This window comes from Glycomyces sp. NPDC048151 (assembly GCF_043202775.1).
In the GTDB taxonomy this organism is placed as follows: domain Bacteria; phylum Actinomycetota; class Actinomycetes; order Mycobacteriales; family Micromonosporaceae; genus Glycomyces.
Map to the genome: position 1 here is coordinate 275,788 of NZ_JBIDBB010000004.1, position 26,042 is coordinate 301,829.

General features: G+C 72.2%; 27 protein-coding genes. 18 read left to right on the forward strand and 9 right to left on the reverse strand.

Features of this window, described 5'->3' with window-relative positions:
• Positions 1–15: 15 nt before the first annotated feature.
• On the reverse strand, positions 16–1,821 hold the full coding sequence (locus ACGGCP_RS11085) for a bifunctional metallophosphatase/5'-nucleotidase (protein ID WP_392964235.1): 1,806 nt from the start codon (positions 1,819–1,821) through the stop codon (positions 16–18).
• 149 nt (positions 1,822–1,970) lie between these two features.
• On the opposite strand from ACGGCP_RS11085, the gene ACGGCP_RS11090 reads away from it, so the two are divergent.
• From ACGGCP_RS11090 to ACGGCP_RS11105, 4 genes are all read left to right on the forward strand, one after another.
• Entirely contained in the window at positions 1,971–2,969 is a 999-nt protein-coding gene (locus ACGGCP_RS11090; protein WP_392964237.1) for a 2-dehydropantoate 2-reductase, read from the forward strand.
• A 97-nt stretch (positions 2,970–3,066) separates the two neighbouring features.
• Entirely contained in the window at positions 3,067–3,423 is a 357-nt protein-coding gene (locus ACGGCP_RS11095) for a YbaB/EbfC family nucleoid-associated protein (RefSeq protein ID WP_392964240.1), read from the forward strand.
• Positions 3,423–3,752: a hypothetical protein gene (locus ACGGCP_RS11100; RefSeq protein WP_392964242.1), complete on the forward strand. Its 330-nt coding sequence runs from the start codon at positions 3,423–3,425 to the stop codon at positions 3,750–3,752. The genes ACGGCP_RS11095 and ACGGCP_RS11100 overlap by 1 nt, the downstream gene beginning before the upstream one ends.
• A complete protein-coding gene (locus ACGGCP_RS11105; protein WP_392964245.1) occupies positions 3,749–4,768 on the forward strand; it encodes a hypothetical protein in 1,020 nt (339 codons plus the stop codon). Before ACGGCP_RS11100 ends, ACGGCP_RS11105 begins: the two co-directional genes overlap by 4 nt.
• Before the next feature lie 2 nt (positions 4,769–4,770).
• On the opposite strand, the gene ACGGCP_RS11110 is transcribed toward ACGGCP_RS11105, so the two are convergent.
• From ACGGCP_RS11110 to ACGGCP_RS11120, 3 genes are read right to left on the reverse strand one after another with little or no spacing between them, the layout of a single operon-like run.
• Positions 4,771–5,826: a sensor histidine kinase gene (locus ACGGCP_RS11110; protein WP_392964247.1), complete on the reverse strand. Its 1,056-nt coding sequence runs from the start codon at positions 5,824–5,826 to the stop codon at positions 4,771–4,773.
• Positions 5,823–6,494 carry a winged helix-turn-helix domain-containing protein gene (locus ACGGCP_RS11115; RefSeq protein ID WP_392964249.1) on the reverse strand — a complete coding sequence of 224 codons (672 nt, stop codon included), beginning with the start codon at positions 6,492–6,494 and terminating at the stop codon, positions 5,823–5,825. The genes ACGGCP_RS11110 and ACGGCP_RS11115 overlap by 4 nt, the downstream gene beginning before the upstream one ends.
• A 12-nt stretch (positions 6,495–6,506) precedes the next feature.
• Complete coding sequence (locus ACGGCP_RS11120; protein ID WP_392964252.1) at positions 6,507–8,132, reverse strand: serine hydrolase domain-containing protein; 1,626 nt, start codon at positions 8,130–8,132, stop codon at positions 6,507–6,509.
• A gap of 82 nt (positions 8,133–8,214) precedes the next feature.
• Between ACGGCP_RS11120 and ACGGCP_RS11125 the strand changes: the two genes are divergently transcribed.
• On the forward strand, positions 8,215–9,150 hold the full coding sequence (locus tag ACGGCP_RS11125; protein WP_392964254.1) for an alpha/beta fold hydrolase: 936 nt from the start codon (positions 8,215–8,217) through the stop codon (positions 9,148–9,150).
• On the opposite strand, the gene ACGGCP_RS11130 is transcribed toward ACGGCP_RS11125, so the two are convergent.
• Positions 9,108–10,406, reverse strand: coding sequence for a BNR-4 repeat-containing protein (locus ACGGCP_RS11130; RefSeq protein ID WP_392964257.1), 1,299 nt, complete (start codon positions 10,404–10,406; stop codon positions 9,108–9,110). The two genes, ACGGCP_RS11125 and ACGGCP_RS11130, sit on opposite strands and share 43 nt — an antisense overlap.
• A 166-nt stretch (positions 10,407–10,572) precedes the next feature.
• On the opposite strand from ACGGCP_RS11130, the gene ACGGCP_RS11135 reads away from it, so the two are divergent.
• A complete protein-coding gene (locus tag ACGGCP_RS11135) occupies positions 10,573–11,319 on the forward strand; it encodes a GAP family protein (protein WP_392964260.1) in 747 nt (248 codons plus the stop codon).
• Positions 11,320–11,357: 38 nt separating this feature from the next.
• On the opposite strand, the gene ACGGCP_RS11140 is transcribed toward ACGGCP_RS11135, so the two are convergent.
• A complete protein-coding gene (locus ACGGCP_RS11140; protein ID WP_392964262.1) occupies positions 11,358–12,518 on the reverse strand; it encodes a cellulose binding domain-containing protein in 1,161 nt (386 codons plus the stop codon).
• A 202-nt stretch (positions 12,519–12,720) separates the two neighbouring features.
• Here ACGGCP_RS11140 and ACGGCP_RS11145 point away from each other — a divergent pair, with 202 nt between their 5' ends.
• From ACGGCP_RS11145 to argG, 6 genes are all read left to right on the forward strand, one after another.
• On the forward strand, positions 12,721–13,335 hold the full coding sequence (locus ACGGCP_RS11145; RefSeq protein WP_392964265.1) for a glyoxalase: 615 nt from the start codon (positions 12,721–12,723) through the stop codon (positions 13,333–13,335).
• 137 nt (positions 13,336–13,472) lie between these two features.
• Positions 13,473–13,838 (forward strand): hypothetical protein, encoded by a 366-nt coding sequence (locus ACGGCP_RS11150; RefSeq protein ID WP_392964267.1) that lies wholly within the window; start codon positions 13,473–13,475, stop codon positions 13,836–13,838.
• Positions 13,839–13,967: 129 nt separating this feature from the next.
• The gene (locus ACGGCP_RS11155; RefSeq protein WP_392964269.1) at positions 13,968–14,396 is read left to right on the forward strand and encodes a hypothetical protein; all 429 of its coding nucleotides are present in this window, start codon (positions 13,968–13,970) and stop codon (positions 14,394–14,396) included.
• Entirely contained in the window at positions 14,393–14,692 is a 300-nt protein-coding gene (locus tag ACGGCP_RS11160) for an SHOCT domain-containing protein (RefSeq protein WP_392964271.1), read from the forward strand. The genes ACGGCP_RS11155 and ACGGCP_RS11160 overlap by 4 nt, the downstream gene beginning before the upstream one ends.
• A gap of 177 nt (positions 14,693–14,869) precedes the next feature.
• A complete protein-coding gene (locus ACGGCP_RS11165) occupies positions 14,870–15,325 on the forward strand; it encodes a hypothetical protein (RefSeq protein ID WP_392964274.1) in 456 nt (151 codons plus the stop codon).
• 166 nt (positions 15,326–15,491) lie between these two features.
• Entirely contained in the window at positions 15,492–16,940 is a 1,449-nt protein-coding gene (gene argG / locus ACGGCP_RS11170; protein WP_392964277.1) for an argininosuccinate synthase, read from the forward strand.
• 96 nt (positions 16,941–17,036) lie between these two features.
• Here argG and ACGGCP_RS11175 read toward each other — a convergent pair whose 3' ends face one another.
• On the reverse strand, positions 17,037–17,891 hold the full coding sequence (locus ACGGCP_RS11175; protein ID WP_392964279.1) for an alpha/beta fold hydrolase: 855 nt from the start codon (positions 17,889–17,891) through the stop codon (positions 17,037–17,039).
• Between the two features lie 136 nt (positions 17,892–18,027).
• Here ACGGCP_RS11175 and ACGGCP_RS11180 point away from each other — a divergent pair, with 136 nt between their 5' ends.
• The 4 genes from ACGGCP_RS11180 (at position 18,028) to ACGGCP_RS11195 (ending at position 22,175) form a co-directional block, all read left to right on the forward strand.
• Positions 18,028–19,056 (forward strand): LacI family DNA-binding transcriptional regulator, encoded by a 1,029-nt coding sequence (locus tag ACGGCP_RS11180; protein ID WP_392964281.1) that lies wholly within the window; start codon positions 18,028–18,030, stop codon positions 19,054–19,056.
• A gap of 68 nt (positions 19,057–19,124) precedes the next feature.
• Positions 19,125–19,895, forward strand: a complete 771-nt coding sequence (locus tag ACGGCP_RS11185; protein ID WP_392964283.1) for a ThuA domain-containing protein — start codon at positions 19,125–19,127, stop codon at positions 19,893–19,895.
• Positions 19,892–21,016 carry a Gfo/Idh/MocA family protein gene (locus ACGGCP_RS11190; protein ID WP_392964286.1) on the forward strand — a complete coding sequence of 375 codons (1,125 nt, stop codon included), beginning with the start codon at positions 19,892–19,894 and terminating at the stop codon, positions 21,014–21,016. Before ACGGCP_RS11185 ends, ACGGCP_RS11190 begins: the two co-directional genes overlap by 4 nt.
• A 16-nt stretch (positions 21,017–21,032) precedes the next feature.
• The gene (locus ACGGCP_RS11195; protein ID WP_392965081.1) at positions 21,033–22,175 is read left to right on the forward strand and encodes a Gfo/Idh/MocA family protein; all 1,143 of its coding nucleotides are present in this window, start codon (positions 21,033–21,035) and stop codon (positions 22,173–22,175) included.
• A gap of 45 nt (positions 22,176–22,220) precedes the next feature.
• On the opposite strand, the gene ACGGCP_RS11200 is transcribed toward ACGGCP_RS11195, so the two are convergent.
• A complete protein-coding gene (locus ACGGCP_RS11200) occupies positions 22,221–23,501 on the reverse strand; it encodes a M20 family metallopeptidase (protein ID WP_392964289.1) in 1,281 nt (426 codons plus the stop codon).
• A 211-nt stretch (positions 23,502–23,712) separates the two neighbouring features.
• On the opposite strand from ACGGCP_RS11200, the gene ACGGCP_RS11205 reads away from it, so the two are divergent.
• Together ACGGCP_RS11205 and ACGGCP_RS11210 are read left to right on the forward strand one after the other, a co-directional pair.
• A complete protein-coding gene (locus ACGGCP_RS11205) occupies positions 23,713–24,120 on the forward strand; it encodes a YciI family protein (RefSeq protein ID WP_392964291.1) in 408 nt (135 codons plus the stop codon).
• A gap of 19 nt (positions 24,121–24,139) precedes the next feature.
• On the forward strand, positions 24,140–25,282 hold the full coding sequence (locus tag ACGGCP_RS11210; RefSeq protein WP_392965084.1) for an RNA polymerase sigma factor: 1,143 nt from the start codon (positions 24,140–24,142) through the stop codon (positions 25,280–25,282).
• Here the strand turns inward: ACGGCP_RS11210 and ACGGCP_RS11215 are convergent.
• The gene (locus ACGGCP_RS11215; protein ID WP_392964294.1) at positions 25,279–26,001 is read right to left on the reverse strand and encodes an SDR family NAD(P)-dependent oxidoreductase; all 723 of its coding nucleotides are present in this window, start codon (positions 25,999–26,001) and stop codon (positions 25,279–25,281) included. The two genes, ACGGCP_RS11210 and ACGGCP_RS11215, sit on opposite strands and share 4 nt — an antisense overlap.
• Between the last annotated feature and the right edge of the window lie 41 nt (positions 26,002–26,042).

A 26,042-nucleotide genomic window follows, 5' to 3' on the forward strand; every position in this document is an offset into this window, starting at 1 on the left:
CCTTAGCTGCGCCCTTTAGAAGACCGGGGTGCCCTCGCGGGTCAGCTTCCAGTCGGCCGAGGCGAACTCGGCCGGGTCGAGGGCGCCCTTGGCGGTCACCCACTCGATGATGCGGGTGCGGATCTCGATCGACTCGGCCCACAGCTCCTGGGCCGCGGCCACGTGCGGGAAGTTCCCGCCGCCGTTCGCCCGGTAGTTGTTGACCGCGAACGCGAACTGCTGGTCGTCGGCCAGGTCCGCGCCCTGGTACTTGAGGTTCGCGATGCGCGAGCCGACGGGCTTGGCGATGTCGATGTCGTACGTCAGGCCCGAGACGTAGTCGTAGTTGTAGTCGGGGCGGCCGTTCGCGCCCGAGACGCTGTCGGTGTTCGTCCCGGTCGCCGGATCGATCGTCACGACGACCTCGACGCCCGGCGCGGTCTGCTTGAAGTACTCGGCCGAGTACTCCAGGTACGCCCGGATCTGCGCGCCGGTCATGAGCTTCGCGGCCAGCGTGTTGTCGAAGACGTACAGGCTGGAGAGGTCGCGGATCTTCACGTCGCCCGACGGGATCAGCGAGGTCCGGGAGAACGGCGACGCCTGCGCGATCACCGGCAGGTCCGCGTACTCGGTGCCCGCCAGCGCCGTCTTCACCGTGTCCTCCTGGACCTTGGTGATGAGGTCGATGATCGGGGCGTCCTCCAGGCGGGCGCGGGCGGTGTCGAGGTCGATCGTGGCCTGGCCGACGACCTGGTTGACGTAGGCGACGACCTCGTTGTGCTCGTCGGTGAGGATCGCGGCGATGCGGGGGTCCTCTTCGACCTGGTTGGAGTTGAGGATGGAGGCCTTGACGGATTCGACCTTCCACTTGCCCTTCTCCAGGACGAGCTCGAAGTCGAACAGGGTGAGGCGCTGGCCGTAGCAGAGGGGGTTGGAGAGGACGACCTCGTGGCCGTCGGGGTCGGCGACGCGCAGTTCCTCGATCTCGACGTGGGCGTGGCCGACGAGGATCGCGTCGATGCCGCTGACCTGCTGGGCGACGAGCGCGGAGGCGTTCTCGACGCCGAGCCCGGTGGAGGTGTCGTAGGCGGACTTGCCGGAGGTGCCGGAGTGGGCGGAGATGACGACGACGTCGGCGCCCATGGCCTTGAGCTTGGGCACCCAGTGGGCGGCCTCGGACTCCAGGCTCGGGAACTCCAGGACGCCTTCGACGTAGGCCTTGTCCCAGATGGTGACGCCGGGGGTGCAGAGGCCGAGGATGGCGACCTTGACGTCCTTGCCGCAGCCGGTGCGCAGGCGCACCATGTGGTAGGGCGGGAAGGCGGGCTGGCCGGTCTTGACGTCGACGGTGTTGGCGCCCAGGAGCGGGAACTCGAGCTGGGACTCGAATTTGCGGAGGGTGTCGAGGCCGTAGTTGAACTCGTGGTTGCCGAGGGCGGCGGCGTCGTAGCCGATCTCGTTCATGGACTGGGCCATGGGGTGGACGGGTCCGGCTTCGGCGGCGATGGGGTCGACGCGGGCGTAGTAGTAGGCGAGGGGCGTGCCCTGGATGGTGTCGCCGGAGTCGATGAGGATGGTGTTCTTGCGGCCCTTCTCTTTGCGGACCTGCTCGACGAGGGTGGCGATGCGGGCGATGCCGCGGGTGTTGCCCGCGGTGTCGGTGTACTCCTTGTTCGCGAAGTAGTCCCAGTTGAAGACGTTGCCGTGGAGGTCGGTGGTGCCCATGACGGTGAAGGCGTAGCGCTTGGCCGGCTTGGCCTCGGCGGGCGAGGCGGCCGCGACGGCAGCGGCCGCCCCCGCGGCGGCCGATGCTCCGAGGAGGGTTCTGCGGTTGACTGACATGTGGTGCTCCAGTTTCTGCGCCGAGGGATTGAGCGGATATGTGAGGAGTATTGCACCTGGCCAGGGGGGTCATCCCATGACCCCATATTGAACGACCGGTGTCGATCCCGAAACGATTCGGCCGGATGCGGGCGGTCTAGCATCTGAGGATGATCTGCGTATACGGCGCCGGAAGCATCGGCTGCTACGTCGGCGGCAGGCTCGCGGCGGCGGGCGCGGAGGTCGTGTTCGTCGGGCGGCGGCGGTTCGCCGACGAGACCGCCGCGCACGGGCTCACCCTCACCGACCTGCACGGCGCCGGACTCCACGTCCCAGCGCCCAGGTACGAGACCGCTCCCGAGGCCGCCGCCGGAGCCCGGCTCGTGCTCGTCACCGTCAAGTCCGCGGCCACCGCCGAAGCGGCCGAAGCGCTCGCGCCGCACCTCGATCCGGGCGCGGTCGTCGTGAGCCTCCAGAACGGACTGCGGAACGCCGCGGTGCTGCGCGAGCGACTGCCCGGGGCAGCCGTGCTCGCGGGCATGTGCGCGTTCAACGTCGTCCACACCGGCGAGGGCCGCTTCCACCAGGGCACCGACGGGGACCTCGGCGTCCAGGACCACCCCGTGCTCGACGCCTTCGCGCCGCGGTTCGCCCGCGCCGGGCTCCCGCTCGCCCGCGAGGCCGACCTCACCGGCGTCCAGGCCGCGAAGCTCCTGCTCAACCTCAACAACGCCGTCAACGCCCTCTCCGGCCTGCCGCTGAAAGCCGAACTCTCCCAGCGGGACTACCGCCGCTGCCTCGCCCTCGCCCAGCGCGAGGCCCTCGCCGCCTACAAGGCCGCCGGGATCGCCCCCGCCAAGACCGCCGGGCTCGACCCGCGCCTCCTGCCCGTCCTCCTCGGCCTGCCCGACGCGCTGTTCACCCGCGCCGCCGCGAAGATGCTCGCCATGGACCCGCTCGCCCGGTCCTCTACACAGGACGACCTGGCGGCCGGGCGGGCCACCGAAGTGGACTACCTCAACGGCGAGATCGCCGCCCTCGCAGCTGAACACGGCCTCGATGCGCCCGTCAACGCTCGCCTCACCGCGCTCGTGCACGCCGCCGAGGACGGCGGCCGCCGCGACTTCACCGGCCGCGAACTCCTCGCGGCGCTCCGCACTGCGGCCTGAGCGCCGCGCCCCGTTCAGTATTCGGACACCACTGGTTCATTCCCGTTGGCTAGCTTGACATCCGCACCACCAGGCTCAGCGACGGCGAAGGAACACGATGCGCACCCCCGAAGAGATCATGCAGGACCTGGAGCAGCGCGTGACCGCGATGCAGGAGCAGGCGGGCCGCGCCGAGGAGGCGCTGGCGGCATCGGAGACGACGCTCGCCAGCGACGACCGCGCCGTCACGGTCACCGTCAACGCGGGCGGCAGCCTCACCGGCCTCCGCTTCTCCAACGAGGCCAAGCACATGTCCGGCACCGGACTCGCCGACCTCGTCCTGGACACCTACCGGCGCGCCGTCGAGGAGTCCGGCCAGAAGACCGCCGCGATCATGACCGGCCTCCTCGGCGGCGACTCCGAGGCCATGGGCCTCCTCCAGTCCTTCACCGCACCCAAGAAGGACGAGGACTGATGGTCAAAGTCGACCCGCAGGCGCTGCGCGACCACGCCTCCCGACTCGCCAACGGCCCCATGGCGAAGGTCAAGACCGCCGCCGACGCGGCCAACACCGTGCGCCTGGGCGACACCGACGCGTACGGCATCGTCTTCGCCCAGGTCGTCCCGCCCGTCCTCGACCTGTTCCTCGACGACGCCGGCGCGGCCCTCACCTCCGCCGACGACCTCGGCCTCGGCTTCGCGCTGGCGGTCAACGACACCGCGATCCAGCACCTGGCCGCTGACCAGGAGGTCGCGGCCCTCTTCGACGAACTCGGCAGGCAACTGGACGGGCACACCCCATGACGAACCCCCTCATCGAAGGCCCCACCGCGACCTCGGCCCTCCAGGGCACCAAGGTGGTCAACAGCCTCTCCAAGACCGCCACCGCCTACAGCGCGGTGTTCACCGCCGAGAAGTTCGACTACCTGGACGCCGCGGCCAACACCGCGGTCGCCGCGATCGACGTCCTCTCGTTCGTGTCCAACCCGTTCAAGCACCTGCTGCAGGCCGGGCTCGGCTGGCTCATCGAGCACGTCTCGTTCATCCGCGAACCCTTCGACTGGCTCGCCGGGAACCCGCAGGCGATCGAGGGCCTGGCCCTCACCTGGAACAACATCGCCATGGAGATGAGCACCGCCGCCGACGAGTGGGCCGCGGAGCTCAAGAGCGTCGAGGACTGGGACGGGGCGGACGCCGACGCCTACCGGACCGCCGCCGCCGGGTTCGAGCAGGTCCTGCGGTCCTGCGCCGAATCGGCCGCGACCACCGCGAACGGCGTCAACGTCGCCGGTGTCGCCGTGGCCGTCCTGCGCACGATCATCCTCGAGCTCATCACCAACTTCCTGGCCGAGGCCATCATGCTGGGACTCGCCGCGCTCGCCTCGGCCGGGTTCACGTTCGGCGCAACCCTCGCGGCCGCGATCACCCGGATCGTCTCCAAGGGCGTCACGGTCTTCGCGAACATGATCGGCAGGATCGGGCAGCTCATGTCGAGGTTCGGGCGGTACGTCGGCTCGTTCCGCCAGTTCGGCGCCCAGTCGCAGGGCCTGAAGAAGGCCATGGACGCCACCAAGGACCAGCTCCTCAAGGGCGGCTCGCAGGGCTTCATGGGCGGCGGGCGCATGGCCATGAACGGCGCGCAGAACATGCGCAACACCGCGATGGACACGTTCACCAAGTCGTTCAACCCGCTGAAGAACAACTGGGGCAACCCGATCGACACGCAGAAGGTCCTCAAGTACGCGACGACCGAGATCAACCGGGGCCGCAAGCTCGACGACAAGATGGAGCAGGAGCGCAAGGACAACGGCGGGCCGTGACCTCACCCGCCCGGGACGGGCAGGGTCAGCCGGAACCGGCAGCCCCGCTCTGACGCCAGGAGCTCGACCGCGCCGCCGTGGGCCTCGGCGATCTGGCGGGCGATCGGCAGCCCCAGGCCCGTCCCGGGCGCGAGGTCGCCCCGCCAGAACCGCTCGAAGACCCGGTCGCGTTCGGCCGCAGGGACGCCCGGGCCCAGGTCGGTCACGGTGACCGCGACGGCCGCCGCTTCTCGCTCGACCGCGACCGCCACCGCAGTGCCCTCCGGGGCGTGCTTCACGGCGTTGTGCACGAGGTTCGCGATCGCGCGGTGGACGCTCGGGCCGTCGACCGGGGCCTCGGCGGCCCCGCCGCGCAGCTCCAGCCGGACCGACCTCGACGCGGCGAAGGCCTCGCTCTCGGCGAAGACCTCGCGCACCAGCGCGGTGACGTCGGCGGGCCGCCGGTCGATCGCGCGGGCCCGCCCGCGCGCGTCCACCAGCAGCTCGCCCACGGCGTCGCGCATCCGCTCGGCCGCGTTCCGGCTGCGCACCAAGCCCTCCCGGTACAGCGCGAGGTCCGGGTCCGGGTGGCGCAGCAGCACCTCGGCGCCGGTGATCAAGACCGCCAAGGGGGTCCGCAGCTCGTGGCTGGTCTCCTCGATCAGCCGCCGCTGCACCTGCGCGGACCGCTCCAGGCGGTCGAGCATCGCGTCGAACGCGGCCGCGAGCCCGATCGCCTCGGTCGTCCCCTGCGCCCCGCCCACGCGCAGGCTCAGATCAGCAGCCTCGATCGCCTCGGCCGCCTCGCGGACGCGCGCGAACGGGCGCACCGCCCGGCCCGACCACCACCACGCGAGCGCGACGGTGACCGGCAGGAGCGCGACCACGGTGGCCCACGCCCACCCCGTCGGGTCGATCCCTGTGGCCGAGACGAGGCGCGTCGTGCCGTCGGGCGCGGTCTCGGTGACCTCGTGCTCGTCGATCGAGGTCACCGCGAACACGAGCACCACCGGCAGGTAGATCGCGAGGGTCCCGGTGAGCGCGAGCCGGGCGCGCAGCGACCGCAGGACGCCGGTCACGGCAGCTCCCGCAGGACGTAGCCGACACCGGTCACCGTCGATATCGGGCCGGGCTCGCCCAGCTTGCGCCGCAAGCGGCTGAGGATCACCCGCACCGACGCGGTGAACGGGTCGGCGTTGGCGTCCCAGACGTGCTCGAGCAGTTCCTCGGCGCTGACCGTCCGGCCGGGGTGGTGCATGAGGTACCGCAGCATCGAGAACTCGCGCGGGGTGAGGTCGAGTTCGGTCCCGCCGCGCCAGGCCCGGTGCGCGGCGGTGTCGAGCCGCAGGCCGCCCACGTCCAGGACCGCGTCGGCGGTGTCGGTGCGGCGGGCGAGCGCGCGCAGCCGGGCCGCGAGCTCCGCGAAGCTGAAGGGTTTCACCAGGTAGTCGTCCGCGCCCGCGTCGAGCCCGGCGACGCGGTCCTCGACGGCGTCGCGGGCGGTGAGCACGAGGACGCGGCGGGGGCGGCGCAGCGCCGGGTCGGCCCCGAGCCGCCGCAGCAGCGCGAGGCCGTCGCCGTCCGGCAGGCCCAGGTCGAGGCAGGCCACGTCGAAGTCGTTGGCGCACAAGAGTTCCTCGGCCTCGGCGCACGTGGTCGCGAGGTCCACGGCGTACGCCTCGCCGCGCAGGCCCAGCGCGAGGACCGGACCCAGGTCGCGGTCGTCCTCGCACAGCAGGATGCGCATGCTCGCCCCTTTCTAGCGGCGGGCTTCGATCGTGCCGGCCGGGCCGGCGACCCTCAGCGAATCGTCCTCGAAGGACACCAGCACGGCTCCGGCGGACCCCGCCGGGCGGTACTCGCCTTCGCCCGCGGGCACCAGCGTAAACGCGGGCGGTTCGACGCCGAGCGAGACCGCCCCGACATCGCCGTGCTCGCCGAGGGCGTACCAGCCGAGCACGTCCTCCTCAGCGGCACTGATCTGGACGTAGGTGCGCAGTTCGCCGTCCTCGACGGCCGTCCCGGCGAGTTCGACGCCGCCGATCGCGCCCAAGTCGCCCTCGATCGCTTCGCGCTCTTCGCGGCCGGTCGCGGTCTCGCCGTCGAGGAGCGCGAGCACGTCGGCCTCGTGCGCGGCGACGTCCTCGACCGTGTACTCGCTCGACGCGAACATGGCCGCGACGGCGTCGGCGCCGTCCGCCGCGACTTCGAGGCCGTCCGCCGTCGCGGCGACGTGGAACGCGCCGCCGGTGTCGAGCGTGTAGACCCCTTCGCGCGCTTCGAGTTCGGCCGGGTCGACCGTGGCGGCCGCCTCGGGGGCGGGGATCGGCTCGCCGCTGACGAGCGCGGGCGCGATCGCCTCGACCAGCTCGCCCGCCACGACCGCCTCGGAGTTCGACACCACGGCCACGGACGTACCGGTCTCCGGGAGCCAGGCCGCGACCGCGTTGTGGCCGGTGTCCCCGCCGCCGCCCGAGGCCGTGATGACGGGCGCACCGAACAGGTCCGGGCCGACCGACACCCAGCCGGGCAGCTCCACGCTGCCGTCCCCGTTGTCGAAGGCCGTGTCCAGCAGCAGGTCCGTCGCCTTCGGTGAGATCACCTCGCCGGTGAACAGGTCCCTGGTCCAGGCTCCGAGCTCGGCGGCGGTCATCGCGAGGTCGCCGTTGCCCGCGAGCGCCCAGTGCGGCCCGGCGAACCCGCCGTGCTGCACCGCGGGCGCTCCGTCCACGGTGCCGACCGCGCGCGGCCCGGGCGCGGCGGGCTCGCCGTCCCAGAACCCGCCGATGCGTGCGCCGCCGACCCGCAGGATCTCCTCGGCCAGGTAGGCGCGGTAGTCGCCCGTGGCCTCGTCGACGATGAGCGCCAGCAGCGAGTACCCGGCGTTGGAGTACAGGAACTCGGTGCCCGGTGCGAAGGCCGAGCGCATCGCGCTGAGCATCGCGACGGCGTCGTCGCGTTCGAGCGGACGATGGTCTTCGCCCCATGCGCCTTCGATGCCGCCGGTGTGCAGCAGCAGTTGCTCCACTGTGGCCTCGGCGGCCGGGCCCTCCAGGCCGGGCAGGAGGTCGCCCGCGCGGTCGTCGAGCGCGAACCGCCCTTCATCGGCGAGGTCGAGGACGGCGGCGGCCGTGAACGCCTTGCTGATCGAGCCGATCGCGAACACCGTGTCGTCGGTGTTCGGCGCGGTCCCGTCGGCGAGGCCGAACGCGGCCCTGCAGTCGTCGCCGATCGCCAGCGCGCCGCTGAACCCCGCGTCGGCCCAGCCGCTCAAGGCGCCCGTGAACGCGGGTTCGCAGCCGCCGGTCCCGGTCTCGGCTTCGGGGTCCGCGGTGCATCCGGCGGCCATGAGGACCGCCGCCAGGGCGATGAGAGTGCGTTTCATGGGCCGAACGGTAGGCGCGGCGCTGTGAACCGGGTGTGAACGCGGGGGGCTTGGGCCGCCCGCTTCCCGGGTATTCGCGGGCATGGACCGTGAACCGCCGCGAGACGACCAGGGCATCCCCGGCTTCGACGAGTGGGACGTGCCCGTAGCGCCCGGGATCGCCCTGCACGGGAGGTCGGGCGGCTCCGGACCGGCCGTCCTGCTCCTGCACGGCCACCCGCGCACGCACGCCACCTGGCACCGGGTCGCGCCCGCCCTCGCGGCCGCGGGACACACCGTAGTCTGCCCCGACCTGCGCGGGTACGGGCGCTCCTCCAAGCCCGAGCCCGACCCCGGGCACGAGGTCTACTGCGACCGGGCCATGGCCGCCGACGCGGTGGCCCTCATGGCCGCGCTCGGCCACGAGACCTTCGCCGTCGCCGGGCACGACCGCGGCTGCTACGTCGCCTACCGGTGCGCGCTCGACGCGCCCGACCGCGTCACCGCGCTGGCCGTGTGCGACGGCGTGCCGATCCTCGAAGCGCTCGAACGGGCCGACGCCGGCTTCGCCGAGCGGTGGTGGCACTGGTTCTTCCTCGGCGCCTCGCCGCACGCCGAGCGGGTGATCACCGCCGACCCGCTCGCCTGGTACCGGCCGGACGAGGCGTGCATGGGCACCGGCAACTACCGGGACCTGGTCGCGGCCCTCGCCGATCCGCGCACCGTGCGGGCGATGGTCGAGGACTACCGTGCCGGGCTCACCGTCGACCGCGCGAACGACGCGGCCGACCGCGAGGCGGGCCGGCGCATCGCGGCGCCCACCGTCGCCGTGTGGTCGCGTCACGACGACATGCCGCTGCTCTACGGCGATCCCGCCGCGGTCTGGGCGCCCTGGTGCGAGCGGCCCGTCGGGACCGCCGTGATCGACTCGGGCCACCACATGGCCGAGGAGGCGCCGGAGCAGACGGCCGCCGCGCTCGCCGCGTGCTTCGGCGGTCAGGGGCGGGGGAGGTCCAGGAGCACGACTTCGCACCGGTAGTGCTGGGAGGCGGTCATCGGCCCGCGGAACCACAGGAGCGGGGTGCGGGACGGGTCGCCGGGGGCCACGATCGGCCGGAGATTGTCCACTTCGGAGTTCTCGGTGACGGGCGTCCACGCCCAGAACCGGCCCGCCGCCGCGGCCCGGCCGTGGAAGATCTCGCGGTGGGGGAGCTCGGTGCCGTCGCGCGGGTCGACCGGCGTGGAGATGTAGACCGAGCCGGGGTCGTACGGGTCGATCGCGGCGAGGCCCGTGTAGTCCTCCTCGTGCGGCATGAGGCCGGGCCCGGCCTTCGCCAGCTCGTTCACCGTCCACTCGCCGCCGGGGGCCATGCGCGCGTAGAAGAACCGCAGGTCCGGCGCGGCCTGCCGCCGACCGAGGTCGAGCTCCTCGTCCCCGGCGCGGGCGGTGAGGACCGCCGCGACCCCGCCGTTCGCGGTCGTGCGGATGTCGGTGGTCCAGCAGTGCGAGATCCGCACCCCGCCCCAGCGCGAGCCCGCTTCCAGGACCGTCGTGAGGCCCTCCTGCGACGGCGCCTCCCCGTCGAGCGCCTTCGGGTCCAGCACCGTGCCGTCGCTGCGGTGCAGCGCCCCGTTCTCCAAGTACCCGTGGTAGATCGAGTTGTCGAAGTCGCGCGGGTGGTGGTCGGTGGTGACCAGGTGGAGGCGGTCCCCGGCCGCGGCGTACCGCGTGTAGCCGTTGACGTAGCCGACCTTCGGGCGCGTGAAGAGCTTGCCCGCGTAGGACCAGGTCTCGCCCTCGTCGTCGGAGACGAGCGCGCACTGGTCGTCGTTCACGGCCCGCGCGAAGCAGTACAGCCGCCCGTCCATGGCCCGCAGGTTCGAGTAGGTGACGCCGCGGCCCCCGGTGTGCGGGCCCCAGTCGAAGGTCCGCTCCGGGCCCCACCGGGTCGGGTCGCCCGGTTCGCTGACGCGCCAACGGGTCAGGTCGTCGGTCTTGTGCTTGGTGTAGACGGCGAGCCAGCGCCCGTCGGAGCGCCGCCACAGGGCGGGCACGTCGTGGTCGTCCACTTCGAAGCGCTCGTGGAGGACGACGACCTCGGACTCGCCGGTGCGCAGGTCGACGACGGCGAGTTCGACGTTGCCCGAGCGCGCCTCGCCGCCGGGCCCCTCGGCCGCCGCGATCGAGCCGACGACCAGGCGCTGTGCCTCGGGGTCGACGAGCGCGCGCTCGTCCTGGAACCAGCACCACGCGCCGTTGTCGTTGACGACGATCGGTTCGGCGAATCCGGGCATGACGGCCTCCTAGTCGTATCGACTCCCGACACTATATGAAAGCGCTATCCAACGGAAGGGCGGCCCCGACCGCGCCCAATGGCGTGCCACCAAAGATGCAGTCCCCCTGCGAAACCTCGGTCCCCAGGCCGACGTGCGGGCCCCCGCGCGTCCATAGGCTCGAACCATGGACCTCGCACTCGGCGCCTCCCTCGCGGCCCTCGCGCTCATCGACTCGACCAGCTTCGGCACGCTGCTCATCCCGATCTGGCTGCTCCTGGCCCCCGGCCGCGTCAAGGCCGGGCGCATGCTCGCCTACCTGGCCACCATCGCCGCGTTCTACCTCGGCGTCGGCCTCCTCATCAGCCTCGGCGCCGCCGCCTTCTTCGACGACATCGGCGCGCTCCTCGAGACCCGCCCGGCACTGTGGACGCAGCTCGTCCTCGGCGTCGGCCTGCTCATCCTCAGCTTCCGCTTCGACTCCAAGAAGCAGAACGGCGAGAGCGGCCGCGTCTCGCGCTGGCGCGAACGGGCCCTCGGCATCGAAGCGGCCGAAGGGGACGGCGCGACCCGCACCCGCGCGTCCGTGCTGCCGCTCATGGGACTCGCGCTCGCGGCGGCCACCATCGAGGTCGCCACGATGCTCCCGTACCTCGCCGCGATCGGCATGGTCACCTCCGCCGGGATCGGCGCGGCCGGGACCGTCCTGACGATGGCCGGGTACTGCGCGGTCATGGTCCTGCCCGCGCTGCTGCTCCTCACCGCCCGCCTCGCGGCGCGCGACGCCGTCGAGCCGGTGCTGCGGAAGATCAACGACTGGATGGTCAGGAACGCCGCGTCCACGACCGGCTGGGTGCTCGGCATCGTCGGCTTCCTCGTCGCCCGCGACGCGGCCTGGCGGCTCGACCTGTTCGCGACGCTCCTCAACCGCTAGCGGGGCGCCCCGGCGGAGTCCGCCGGGGCGCCCGCGCGTCAGCAGCCGATCCGCTCGGGCCCGAAGGCGACGTCGTCGTACCAGAGGGTGTCCGCGTCGTTCCCGTAGCTCTCCCAGCCGAGCCGCAGGTCGGCGAGGTCGGGGCTCCAGCCCGGCTTCGCGAGCCACTGCGCGTCGACGTCGTGGGTCGCCGTCCCGTCCACGACGAGGCCGTCGACCAGTTCGCCGTCGACCCACGTGGCGAGGGTCCCGCCGCTGATCCGGAACTCGACGCACGTCCACGCCGCCACCGGGAGCGGGCGGCTCAGCGCCACGCCCGCCGGGCTCTGCGCCGGGAGGGTCGCGTCGTCGGACTCCCGGTTCCACTGCAGCGCACCGTTCTGGCCGCCCAGGCGCAGGTCGGTGTTCGCGTCGTTCCGGTCCTGCATGGCGATCATCGTCGTGTGGTTCTGCGGCTGCGCGGTCGAGTGCCGCATGTAGACGCGGAACCACTCGGCGTCGGCGGGCAGGTCGCGCCCGATGAACACGTGGTTGCAGTAGGTCGCTCCGCCCTCGATACGCACCGAGGCGCCGCCGCTGTTGGCGACCGACCGGTCGACCGCGGCCGTCCCGGTGCCCGTGCAGTCGGCCGCGCCCACGGTCCACGCGCCGCCCGGGACGGTCCCGGTCTGGTCCTCGAAGCCGTCGCACACCGCCCCGGCCGGGCAGTCCTCCGGCGGGCCGGTCGGGTCCTCGCTGGGCGTCTCGCTCGGGGTCGCGCTCGCGGTGCCCGTCGGCTGGGCGACCCCGCCGCACTCGACCCCGTTGAGCACGAAGGAAGGCGGCTGGACCGCGCTCCCGGAGACGATGAGCCCGAACAGCTCCCGGGTCGCGCCGGAGGCGACCGAGGCGTTCCAGCCCACGTCCGATCCGGTGAAGCGCGCGCCCGACTGGGCCCAGTCCACGTTCCAGGCGCTCTGGACCGAGGCCCCGGCCGCCAGGTCGAACGCGACGGTCCAGCCGTTCACCGGCTCGGTCCCGGCGGTGAGCCGCACGGCGGCCTGGTGGCCGCCGTTCCATGAGCTGACAACCGTGTAATCGATCCGCTCGCAGGCGGCGGCGTGCGCCGGGCCCGCCGACACCACTGCGATCGCGGAAGCGGCGAGCGCCGCACAGGCGGCGGCGATGGCCGCGAGCCGCCGGGTTCGCATGACAGGCATGCGCAGTCCTCCTCTGGTCGGGTCCGCTCCACCCCAACCCGACGGCGGACTTGCACCTATATATCGACTTTCATGAATATAGACCCGTTTCGGCCTCCGGAGAAGACCCGCGGAGTGATCAGGAATCGAGAAGCACCGGGGGCCCCGGCGGAAATATCGTTGTGACATCAGCAAGACCACCGCACCGATCAGGGAGAAGACCATGAACGCCATCGACACCGTCACCTTCGAAGTCGACGACACCGCCGCCGCCGAAGCCTTCTACGCCGCCGCGTTCGACCTCGGCGAGGACTCGTGGCTGCGCGTGCGCCCCGCGAAGGACGCGAGCAGCGGCTTCCGCGGCTTCGCCGTCTCGCTCGTGGTCACCGAGCCCGGCACCGTCGACAGCTTCGCCGAGACCGCCCTCAAGGCCGGTGCCACCGCGATCAAGGCCCCCGAGAAGAGCCTGTGGGGCTACGGCTGCGTCCTCCAGGACCCCTTCGGCAACATCTGGAAGATCGCGACCTCGCAGAAGAAGCACACCGGGAACGCCCCCCGCACCGTCGACTCGGCGAACGTCGGCATCGGCGTCGCGGACGTCGCCGCCACCAAGCAGTTCTACATCGGCAAGGGCCTCGAGGTCGCCAAGAGCTTCGGCCGCAAGTACGTCGAGTTCGAGGCCCCGGCGGGCAGCGTCTCCCTCTCGCTCTACAGCCGCAAGTTCGCCGCCAAGACCTCGTTCGTCTCGCCCGAGGGCTCCGGCTCGCACCGCATCGTCTTCGGCAGCGGCGCGGGCACCTTCACCGACGCCGACGGCTTCGAGTGGGAAGCCGCCTAGGGCCGCAAGCGGTTCGGCGCGGGCGTCCGGCCCGTGCCGCGGCGGCGGTGACGTATGCGGCACCCGCGGGCAGTTCGGGCGAATCGGGGCTTCCGGCCTGTTAGCGTGGCCCCACACCACGCGGAACGGAGCACCCAATGACGGCACGACGAACCCTCGCCGCCCTCGCCATCGGCGCACTCCTGGCGCTCAGCGCCTGCAGCGAAGACGGCGGCATCGAGATCCCGACCGACGCCCCCACCCTCCCCGACTGGGAGTCCTCCCTCGACGAGCTCGCCTCAGAGTTCCCCACCGACCTCGCCGGGGACCTGCACGACCTCGTGCCCGACGCGACGCCCGAGGAGCTCCTGGCCGACGCCCAGGCGCTCTGCGGCGAGGTCGCGGCCAACGCCGACGAGGAGCAGCTCGCCCGCGACGCCGCCGAGCTGTTCGGCGTCGAGGAGGCCGAGGGCCCCACGATCGTCGAGACCGTGAAGCCCTACTGCGACGTCATCAGCCAGTAGCCCCCGGATCCGACAAGACACGGGCGCGCCCGCGCGCGCCCGTGTAGCGTCCGGATAGACCGCTTCCGCCGCTTTCGTCACGGCTTGTCAAGCCCCCCGCGGCGGTCCGGTCGGACAGGGGGCTCGGACGTGGCAGACGGCAAAGCACCGGTCGACATGGTGCTGGTGGAATTCCCAGGCAACGACTTCACCGGCGAGATCTTCGCCGAACTCGAACGGCTCGTCGACGCCAAGACGATCACCGTCCTCGACGCGCTCTTCGTCCGCAAGGACGCCGACGGGTCGGTGCGGTGGATCGAGGCCGACGAGACCGAGGACACCCGGCTCTCGCGGCTCGTCCGCGACCCGGCCGGGCTCTTCGCTGAAGAGGACGTCGAGGCCGTGGCCGCCGACCTCGAACTCGACTCCTCGATCGCCATGCTCCTGTTCGAGCACACGTGGGCCGCGAACCTCTCTGGCGGCGTCCGGCGCGCCAACGGCCGCGTCATCGACTGGGCCCGCGTGCCCGCCGCCGCCATCGACGAACTGACCGGCCTGATCGAGGAGGAAGCCCGATGATCCGCAGAGTCGGCAGGCCCGGCCTGCTCGGGACGATGGCCCGCACCGCCGTCATCGCGGGCACCGCCAACGCCGTGACCAGGGGCATGAACCGCGCGTCGGCGTCCAAGGCGCAGACGCAGGCCGACGCCGAGGCGTACCGCGCCCAGCAGGCCCAGCCCGCGCCGCCCGCCCCGGCCGCCGCGCCCGCGGGCGACGACACCATCGCCAGGCTCAAGCAGCTCGCCGAGCTGCACTCCGCGGGGGTGCTCGACGACGCCGAGTTCGCCGCCGCCAAGGCCAAGCTGCTCGCATAGGACGGACGGAGGGCACGGAGCACCGGGCTCCGTGCCCTTCCGCGTGCGGACATATAAGTACCAACCAGGCCGAGTGTCCGATTCTCGGGCCTCTGGTGAGGAAGCACCCACCCTTGTCGCCGAAACGAGCGGTCCGGGCTTTGCGGGATCGCGATCCGGGGCGGCTACCGTTGAAGGATGACCTACAGCTATCTCTCGAGCGACGACGCCACCGCCGTCCTCGAGTCCAAGTACCCCAAGGCGCAGCGGCTCGCGGCGCTCTCGGACATGCTCGACGCCGAACTGCTGTGGGACCACGATGCCCGGACGTTCGTGTACGCCGTGGACTGCTGGATCGAGGGCACGGGGTACGGCACGCGCCTGCACACGTGCGCGGTCTGGAACGTCACCGCCGACAAGGACCTGGCCTTCGGGTTCTCCAAGGCGTCCCGGAACGCCGACCCCGAGCTCGTCTCGGCCGCCGCCGGCGAGATCCTCGACATGGTCGCCGCCGGCGTCGCCGCCGCCGACGACGCCGCGGCCTCGGTCGCGATCACCGCGGTCCTCCACTCCGGGCTGGCCGAGTCGCCGTCCCGCAAGCCCATGTTCGCCGCGCTCCGCGCCCAGCAGGCCGCCCGCGCGTCCGCCGTGTAGCACCGACCTCTCAGCGGGCCGCCCTCCCGGGACGGCCCGCTTTTCCATGCCCTGAACGTGAGGCTCGCCATGCCCCAGGCGCGGCGCGCCTGGTCCCGGTCCCGCCTGCTGGAACCATGCCGACCCCGGGTTGCATGAAAATTCAGCAGCATGCATACTCATAACCATGTCTAAAGTTCTCTCCTCGCTCCCCGTCGGCGAACGCGTCGGCATCGCCTTCTCCGGTGGCCTCGACACCTCCGTGGCGGTCGCCTGGATGCGCGAGAAGGGAGCGGTGCCCTGTACGTACACCGCCGACATCGGCCAGTACGACGAGCCCGACATCGCCTCGGTCCCCGGACGGGCCATGGAGTACGGCGCCGAGATCGCCCGGCTCGTCGACTGCAAGGCCGCGCTGGTCGAGGAGGGCCTGGCCGCGATCGCGTGCGGCGCCTTCCACATCAAGTCCGGCGGGCGCACCTACTTCAACACCACCCCGCTGGGCCGGGCCGTCACCGGCACCCTGCTCGTGCGGGCCATGCTCGAGGACAACGTGCAGATCTGGGGCGACGGCTCCACGTACAAGGGCAACGACATCGAGCGGTTCTACCGCTACGGCCTGCTCGCCAACCCGTCACTGCGGATCTACAAGCCGTGGCTCGACGCGGGCTTCGTCTCCGAGCTGGGCGGCCGGACCGAGATGTCCGAGTGGCTGACCGAGCGGGACCTCCCGTACCGGGACAGCAAGGAGAAGGCCTACTCCACCGACGCGAACATCTGGGGCGCCACCCACGAGGCCAAGGCCCTGGAGCACCTGGATGCCAGCCTGGAGCTGGTCGAGCCGATCATGGGCGTCGCGCACTGGGACTCCGAGCTGGAGATCCTCCCCGAGGACGTCACGATCGGCTTCGAGCAGGGCCGGCCGGTCCAGATCAACGGCAAGGAGTTCGGCTCCGCCGTCGACCTGGTGCTGGAGGCCAACGCCATCGGCGGGCGGCACGGCCTGGGCATGTCCGACCAGATCGAGAACCGGATCATCGAAGCGAAGAGCCGGGGCATCTACGAGGCCCCCGGCATGGCGCTCCTGCACGCCGCCTACGAGCGGCTCGTGAACGCCATCCACAACGAGGACACCCTCGCGATCTACCACGCCGAAGGGCGGCGGCTCGGGCGGCTGCTGTACGAGGGCCGGTGGCTCGACCCGCAGGCGCTCATGATCCGCGAGTCGCTGCAGCGGTGGGTCGGCACGGCCGTCACCGGCGAGGTGACCCTGCGGCTGCGGCGCGGCGAGGACTACTCGATCATCGACACCTCCGGGCCCGCGTTCAGCTACCACCCGGACAAGCTCTCGATGGAGCGGACCGAGGACTCGGCGTTCGGCCCGAACGACCGGATCGGCCAGCTCACCATGCGGAACCTCGACATCGCCGACTCGCGGTCGAAGCTCGAGCAGTACGCCGGGATCGGCATGGTCGGCAGCGCCCACCCGACCCCGATCGGCGCGGCCCAGGCCGCCTCCACGGGGCTCATCGGCGCGATGCCCAGCGGCGGCGCGACCGCCATCGCCTCCCGCGGCGAGGCCCCCGAGGAGGAACTGCTCCTCGACCACGCCGCGATGGAGTTCGGCACCGACTAAGACGCACGCGAAAGCGCCCCGGGGTCCGCGGACCCCGGGGCGCTTCGGTGTTCCGGGACCGCGGCGTCGCGGCCCGGAACGCTTCCATTGGCGCGCTTACTGCTCCAGGACTTCGCGCAGCTTCGCCGCGAACTCGTCGGGCTTCTCGGTCTGGCCGTACTCGCCGCCGAGGAAGCCGCCGTGGCCGCCGGGGAAGACCACCGGCTCGGCGCCCAGGCGCTCGGCCACGACCTTCCCGGCCCGGGCCGGGAGGATCTCGCCCGAGTCCTCGCCGATCCCGACCACGATCCGGGTCGCGGCGGCGTTCAGCGCCGCGAAGTCGTGCCGGTAGGCGTTGCAAGTGACCATGTTCAGGCCCAGGAGCGCGTCGTCGCGGCTGCCGTCGTCCTCGGCGGGGAGCCCGAACGCGGCCGGGTCGGGCGCGGGCTGCTCCAGGTACGCCTCGGTGAACGGGCCCTGGTGGGAGACCAGCGCGATGAACCGGGCCATGGCCGGGCCGAACCCGGTGGCCAGATAGTCGTCGCGGATCTGCGTGCAGGCCTTGAGGATCACCTCGGCGTCGGGCAGTTCGGCGGACGCGGGCGGCTCGTGGGCGACGAGGGTGCGGACCAGTTCGGGGTGCCGCGCGACCAGCGCGAGGGCGTTGACCGCGCCGCCGCTGCTGGCGAACAGGTCGACCGGGCCGCCGACCGCTTCGACGACGCGGCGCAGGTCGTCGGCGTGCTCCTCCACGGTGTTCTCGGCCGCGCCGTCGGTGCGGCGGCTGCGCTCGGCCCCGCGCGGGTCGTAGGTGACGACGCGGCGGTCCGCGAAGTGCCCCGCGAGCGTGACGAAGCCGCTCGCGCCCATGGGAGAGCCGACGAGCAGCAGGGTCGGCCCGTCGCCTTCGCGCACGTCGTAGTGCAGGACGGCCCCGGGGGCTTCGATCGTGTGGGACCGCATCTCGGTCATCGTGTGTCTCCTCGTGTGTCAGCAGGTGCTGCCGGTGTAGACGACAAGCGTTCCGCGAATTCATCGCCGGGTTTGACCTCCGCCGATTTTTATGCTTAAAATCTGAGGCCGGGACACTGCAGAGAGGAGGCGGCGGATGAGCGGCGCAGCGCGCAAGGCGAGCATGTCCGACGTCGCCGACCTCGCCGGGGTCTCGGCGATGACCGTCTCGAACGTCATCAACCGCCCCGAGGTCGTCTCGGAGGCCACCCGCGAGAAGGTCCTCGCGGCGATGCGGGAGCTGCGCTACCGCAACAACCTCGTCGCCCGCAGCCTGCGCCTGGCGCAGCCGCGCCAGATCGGCTACGCCCTCCCCGCCCGCAACCTGGTCGACAACCAGTACATGGACGCGTTCCTCCACGACCTCGCCGCCGCGTGCCAGGACGCCGACCGCAACCTCACGCTCATCACCGAGCAGGACACCGACGCGCTGCTGAAGGCCTGCGAGGACCTCTACTTCGGCCAGTCCGCCGCCGGGTTCGTCATCTCGAACGTGCGGCCCGACGACCCCCGGCCGGTCGGGCTGCGCGAACGCGGCATCCCCTTCGTCGCCTACGGCCGCACCGCCGAGGCGTTCGCGACCCCGTGGAGCTGGGTCGAGGGCGACGCCGCGCGCGGCATCGAGGCCGCGGTCGACCACGTCGCCGAGCGCGGTCACCGCGAGCTGGCGCTGCTGGGGGCCGTCCCGCACACCGTCATCGGCCGACTCCGCGAGCTCGGCTACCGCGACGCCTGCACCCGCCTGGGCCTGACCGGATCGCTCGCCAAGACCCGGATCGTGAACTGCGCCAACGACCTGGCGACCGGGGTGCGGGCCGCCGCGATCCTGCTCGACTCGCCGTCGCCGCCGACCGCGCTCGTCTGCGCCTCCGACCCGCTCGCCGCCGGAGCCGTCATCGCGCTCCAGGCCCGCGGCCTCGCCCCCGGCCGCGACGTGGCCGTCACCGGCTTCGACGACACCCCGCTCACCTCGTTCGGCACCGTCGGCATCACCTCGGTCCGGCAGGCCTCGGCCGCGATCGCCGCCGAGCTCGTGCGCCTGGTCATCGAGCAGCCCGGCTCACCCGAGCACCTGGTGGTCCCGGGGGAGCTCGTCGTCCGCTCCAGCACCGATCCCGACGCCTAACGCAAAAGCCATGGCGCCCAACGATTTTTAAGCTCACAATGCGTAAAACCACCAAAGGAGACACACCAATGACCACTGATCCGATCCGAGTCGTCGTCTGGGGCGAGAACCGGCACGAGCAGGTCGAGCCCTCCGTCGCCGAGCGCTACCCCGACGGCATGCACGGCGCCATCGCCAAGGGCATCAGCGCGTGGCTCGGCGACAAGGCCGTCATCACCACCCACACCCAGGACGAGCCCGAGCACGGCCTGACCTCCGACGTCCTCGACGCGACCGACGTCCTCATCTGGTGGGGCCACGCCGCGCACGGCGAGGTCCAGGACGAGATCGTCGAGCGCGTGCACCGCCACGTCCTCGCCGGCATGGGCCTCATCGTGCTCCACTCCGGGCACTGGTCCAAGATTTTCACCAAGCTCATGGGCACCACCTGCACGCTGCGCTGGCGCAGCGAGCACGACCGCGAACTGGTGTGGACCGTCAACCCGCAGCACCCGATCGCGCGCGGCATCCCCAACCCGATCGTCATCCCCGAGCAGGAGATGTACGGCGAGTACTTCGACGTGCCGACCCCCGACGAGCTCATCTTCATCTCCGGCTTCACCGGCGGCGAGGTCTTCCGCTCCGGCATGACCTACCGCCGCGGCTTCGGCCGGATCTTCTACTTCAGCCCCGGCGACCAGGACTTCCCGGTGTACCACCACCCCGACGTCAACCACGTGATCGCCAACGGCGTCGAGTGGGCCCGCCCCGACCGCGAGCGCGAGACGCCGACCCTGCTGCGCTACGACACCGACGACTTCTTCAACGGCCAGGGCTACCGCGGGGCGTTCGAACGATGAGCTTCCGAACGATCACATCCGAAGGGCCCCTGCGGCTCGTCGTCGCGGGCGCGGGCGGGATGGGCCGGGCCTGGAACCGGAACATCATCGGCGAGCCCGGCGCCGAACTCGTCGGCATCGCCGACCTCTTCCCCGAGGCCGCCGCCTCGGCCGCCGCGGAGACCGGCATCGAAGGCCTCGCCACGGGCACCGACGCGATCGAAGTCGCCCGCCGCACCGGCGCCGACGCCATCGTGAACGCGACCATTCCCGAAGCGCACCACCCGGTCACGATCGCCGCGCTCAGCGCGGGCCTGCCCGTCCTGGGGGAGAAGCCGGTCGCCGCCACCGTCGCCGAGGGCCTCCAGCTCGCGGCCGCCGCCCAGCTCACCGGGCAGCTGTTCATGGTCAGCCAGAACCGCCGCTACCACCCGGCGCTCCACCAGGCCAAGCAGCGGCTCGCCGGGCTCGGCGCGGTCGGGATCGTCTCGGTCGACTTCTTCCAGTCCCCGCACTTCGGCGGCTTCCGCGACGAGATGGCCAGCCCGCTCCTGCTCGACATGGCCATCCACCAGTTCGACATGGCCCGCTACCTCCTCGACGCCGACCCCGTCTCGGTCCTGTGCGAGGAGTACAACCCGGCCTGGAGCTGGTACAAGGGCGACGCCGCAGCGAACGCGGTCTTCGCCATGGAGGGCGGCGCCCGGTTCACGTTCAACGGGTCCTGGTGCAGCCCCGGCCACGAGACCTCCTGGAACGGCTCCTGGCGGGTCTCGGCCGAGCACGGCTCGGTCCTGTGGGACGGCGAGGGCGACCCCGTCGCCGCGCCCGACGCGCCCTTCGAGCCCGGCGAAGACCTCGGCCGCGACATCGCGGGCTCCTTGCGGCAGTTCGTCACCGCGCTGCGCACAGGGCGGGAACCGATGGGGCGCGTGCACGCCAACGTCATGAGCCTCGCTATGGTCGAGGCCGCGACGCAGAGCGCGGCACAGGGGCGGCGGGTCGCGATCGACGACGTGCTCGACCGCTCCTATGACGCGGCGCTCGCGACCGAGCGCGACCCGGAGGTGCTCGCCGTACTGAAATCGTGGCCTTCCGTGCGGGAGGCCCTGAGCGCTGAAGAGGAGCGCAGCAGTGAGTGATTCCCTCAATGTCGGCATGATCGGGTACGCGTTCATGGGCGCGGCCCACTCGCACGCGTGGCGCACCGCGCCCCGCTTCTTCGACCTGCCGCTCGCGCCGAACATGACCGCGCTGGCCGGACGCGACCCCGAGCGGGTCGCGGCCGCCGCGTCGAAGCTCGGCTGGGACTCCAGCGAGACCGACTGGCGGCGCCTGATCGAGCGCGACGACATCGACCTGATCGACATCTGCGTCCCCGGGAACCTGCACGCCGAGATCGCGATCGCCGCGCTCGAGGCGGGCAAGCACGTCCTGTGCGAGAAGCCCCTGGCGAACTCGGTCGAGGAGGCGGAGCGGATGACCGCCGCCGCCGAGGCCGCGAAAGCCCAAGGCGTGTACGCGATGTGCGGGTTCTCCTACCGCCGCACCCCGGCCCTGTCGCTCGCGAAGCGCCTGGTCGACTCCGGTGCGCTCGGCCCGATCCGGCACGTGCGCGCGCAGTACCTCCAGGACTGGCTGACCGACGAGAACGCGCCGCTGACGTGGCGGCTCGACAAGTCGCTGTCCGGTTCCGGCTCGCTCGGCGACATCGGCGCGCACATCATCGACGCCGCGCAGTGGGTCTCGGGCGCGGACATCACCGGCGTCTCGGCGCTCATGGAGACGTTCGTGAAGGAGCGGCCCATCGGCGGCGACTTCGTGGGCCTGGGCGGCACCGGCGGCGCGGACGGCCCGAAGGGCCCGGTCACCGTCGACGACGCCGCGATGTTCACCGCCCGCTTCGACGACGGCGCGGTGGGCGTGTTCGAGGCGACCCGGTTCGCGCTGGGCCGCAAGAACGCGATGCGCGTGGAGCTCAACGGCACCAAGGCGTCCCTCGCGTTCGACTTCGAGGACATGAACTCGCTGTGGTTCTACGACGCGTCCGAGGAGCCCAACGCGGGCTTCCGCCGCATCCAGGCCACCGAGCCCGAGCACCCGTACACCGGCAACTGGTGGCCGGTCGGGCACGGCCTCGGCTACGAGCACGCCTTCACGCACCAGGTCGTCGACCTCGTGGGCGCCATCGCGAACGGCGAGCAGCCGACGCCGTCGTTCGCGGACGCCCTGCGCGTCCAGAAGGTCCTCGCCGCGGTCGAGGCGAGCGCCGGGAACGAGAGCCGCTGGACGGCGGTCTAGCGAACAGTGCGGGGCCCGGCCGATCGGCCGGGCCCCGCACTGCGCTCAGCAGCGGGTGCGCTCGGCGAGCCACCCGGCCATGGCGCGGACGCCGAAGCCGATCGCCGCTTCGTCGGGATCGAACAGCGGGAAGTGCGGCGACGCGGTCATGATGTCGGTGCCCGGGCCGCGCACACCGAGGTACGTGAACGTTCCCGGGACGCGGTCGACGAACAGCGCGAAGTCCTCTCCGTTGAACGGCACCACCGCGTGCAGCACGGTCGCCGAGTCGCGGCCCATGGCCCGGCGCAGGTGCCGCTGGAACGCGTGCGACTCCGCTTCGGGGCACACCAGCGCCGGGAACGGGTCCCCAGGGAAGTCGACGGCCCCGTACGGTCCGGCGATCCGCCCGACCTCGGCGCGGACCTCCGTGTACCGCTCCTCGGGCCAGCACCGGTACGACACCCGCACCTCGGCCCGGTCGTCGGCGGCGCCGTCCGCGACACCCGCGCGCATCGTCACGAACTCGGCGAGCGGCCCGTCCTCGGTCTGGAGGTGCGCCACCAGCGCCTCCAGGTCCGCCGAGTCGGCGGGCAATGGCACCGTGGAGAGCCCGTTCAGCTCCTCGGCCAGCGCCGCCGCGCGGGCCCGCGCGTCCGCTCCGGTGACGTGGACCGCGCCCCTGTCCTGGCCCGGCAGGCCGAGCCCGGGGTTGACGCCGAACGTGCCGACCGGGAACGGCCCGCAGTGGAACGCGTGGATCTCCTTGAAGCCGTAGGTCTCCAGCACGCCTTCGGCGAGCATCGCCCTCGCTCCCGCGAGGCTCTCCTCGGCGGGTTGGAACACGAAGACCACGGTCCCGTGCAGGCGGTTGCGCAGCGAGGCGAGCACGCGGGCGATCCCGACGCCGACGGCGGTGTGCAGGTCGTGCCCGCACAGGTGCTCCGGTCCGGTCGCGCCGCCGATCTGGTCCTGGCCGGGGACGGCGTCCATGTCGGCGCGGAACGCCACGGTGCGTCCGGGCCTGCGGCCCTTGAGGACGCCGACGACGCCGTGCCCGCCGACGCCGGTGGTGACGGTGAGCCCGGCGGCCGCGAGGTGCTCGGCGACGACGGCGGCCGTGCGGGCCTCCTCGCCGGGGCCCTCGGGGTGGGCGTGGAGGTCGCGGCGGAGTGCGATGAGGTCGGCCTCGACCCGGGCGGTCGCCGCGTCAACCGCGTCCTGGTCGAGGAAGGCGATGCTCGTGGCCTGCGCGACCGAGGGCGCAGTGGCCGCGGCAGCCGCCGCGGCGGCGCCGATCACGGCGCGGCGGGTGAGGACGGGGGTGTCGGTCCTGAAGCGGGACATCGGGTCTCCTTCGTCGTCGGAGGGGTGGTGACCTCTCTGATTCTGTGGAGAACGGCCGTGAAGCGCAGTAACGGAGGCCCCCGGACCGGGGTGGGGCAGCCCCCCGAAAAAATACTGGAGAAAAGTTCCGCAGGGATGTCGAGAACCGCGGGGCGGCTCCGTCCTAGGGTTGTCAGCGGCGAACGAGCCGCCCGAACCGAAGGAGGCCGTCATGGCCAAGTACCTGCTTCTCAAGCACTACCGCGGCGGACCGAAGCCGCACGAGAACGCCGTGCCGATGGACGAGTGGACTCCCGAGGAGATCACCGCGCACATCCAGTTCATGAACGACATGATCGAGGACCTCAAGAAGCGGGGCGAGTTCGTCGACGCCCAGGCGCTCGCGCCGCAGGGCGAGTTCGTGCGCTACGACGGCGAGGGCCGGGCCCCCGTCACCGACGGCCCGTTCGCCGAGACCAAGGACCTCATCGCCGGGTGGATGGCGATCGACGTCGAGTCCAAGGAACGCGCCTACGAGGCCGCCGCGTACCTCTCCTCGGCCCCCGGCAAGGACGGCAAGCCGATCCACGAGTGGCTCGAGGTGCGGCCGTTCTACGGCGAAGCGCCGACGGTCGAATAGGCGCGGTGGGCAGCCGATGATCGACGAGCACCTGCTGCGGGACCTCACCCCGCAAGTGCTGGGCGTCCTCGTCCGCCGCGGAGCCGACTTCGCGGCGGCCGAGGACGCCGTCCAGGACGCGCTCGCCGAGGCGGTGCGCCGCTGGGACGGCGGGGTCCCCGACGAGCCGAAGGCCTGGCTCGTCACCGTGGCCTGGCGCAAGTTCCTGGACGCGCGCCGCTCGGCCTCCGCCCGGGTCCTGCGCGAGGTCGCGGTCCACCGCGAACCGGAGCCGGGCCCTGCCGAGCAGTCCGACGACACGCTCCTGCTGCTCAGCCGCTGCTGCCACCCCGCGCTCTCGCCCGGGTCGGCCGTCGCGCTCACCCTCCGCGCCGTCGGCGGCCTCACCACCGCCGAGATCGCGCGCGCCTTCCTCGTCCCCGAAGCGACCATGGCGCAACGCATCTCGCGCGCCAAGCGGACGCTCGCGGGGGAGCGGTTCGAGCGGCCCGGCGACGTGCGCGCCGTCCTCAAAGTGCTCTACCTGATGTTCGACCAGGGGTTCGTGGGCGGCACCGACCTCGCGGCCGAGGCGATCCGCCTGACCCGCCAGCTCGTCGCGTCCGTCCCGGACGACCCCGAAGCCGCGGGCCTGCTCGCACTGCTCCTGCTGCACCACGCGCGCCGCCCGGCCCGCACCGACGCCGCGGGCCAGCTCGTGCCCCTCGCCGACCAGGACCGGTCCCTCTGGGACACAAGGATGATCGCCGAAGGCGTCGACCTCCTGCAGCACGCGCTGGCGGCGGACCGGCTCGGCGAGTACCAGGCGCAGGCCGCGATCGCCGCGCTCCACGACGACGCGGCCACCGCCGACGAGACCGACTGGCCGCAGATCCTCGAGTGGTACGACGAACTCGACCGGATCACCCCGGGCAGCCCGGTCGTCGCGCTCAACCGCGCGGTCGCGGTCGGCCACGTCGACGGCCCGCTCGCGGGCCTGCGCCTGGTCGAAGCGCTCGACCCCGGCCTGCCGCGCCGCGACGCCGTCGCCGCGTACCTGCACGAGCGCGCCGGGAACCTGAAGGAGGCCGCCCGCCTCTACAAGGCCGCCGCCGAGTCCACAGTGGTCATGTCGGAGCACATGCACCTGCTCAAGCAGGCCGCCCGCCTCAACCGCGGCTAGCCCAGCTTCACCCCCGTGTGCGCCTCCAGCCGCTCCAGCAGCGCGTGCTGGAAGTCCGGGTCCGAGGCCGCCGGATGCGAACGACTGACCTTCCGGTGGTACCAGTAGCCGCCGGTGCGCGGGACGATCTCCTCCTCGGGCGCGGTCGCCAGCCACTCCTGGGTCCGGTGCCCCGCCTCGAGGTCGCCGGGCGCGCCCGGGCCGCCCATGCGGGTCGGGACCCAGCCGGGGTCGACCACGTGCGCCACCGTGTCCGCCCAGCGGCGCGCGACCGCGAACGCCAGCGTCGTCTCGTACAGCTTCGCGTCCTCGTACGCGCCCGGCCGCACCCGCGTCTCCGCGAAGTCGATCCCGTCCAGGTCCGTCGAGCCGTCCAGGTGGTAGCCGCTGCTCAGATAGATCAGCCTGCGCGGCTTCGCCATCGCCGCCGTCAACAGGTACGGGGCGACCGTGTTCACCTGCAGCGCACCGGGATCGCGATAGACCCCGGCATTGTGGATGACCGCGTCGAAACGCCCGAACGCGTCCGCCTGCCCGGCCACCGAGAGCGTCTCGCCCATGTGCGAGAGGTCCCCGTGGACGAACGCGTACGGCGCCAGATCCGGCAGCCGGTCGGGACTTCGCGTGTGGACGACCACGCTGTGCCCCTGGGCCGTGAGCGTCCGCGCGGCCGCCAGGCCGAGCCCGGTCGAGGCCCCCGTGATCAGGATGAGCGCCATGGGCGTCCTTTCGTCGAATCCCTGCGGGGCCGAAGATACCC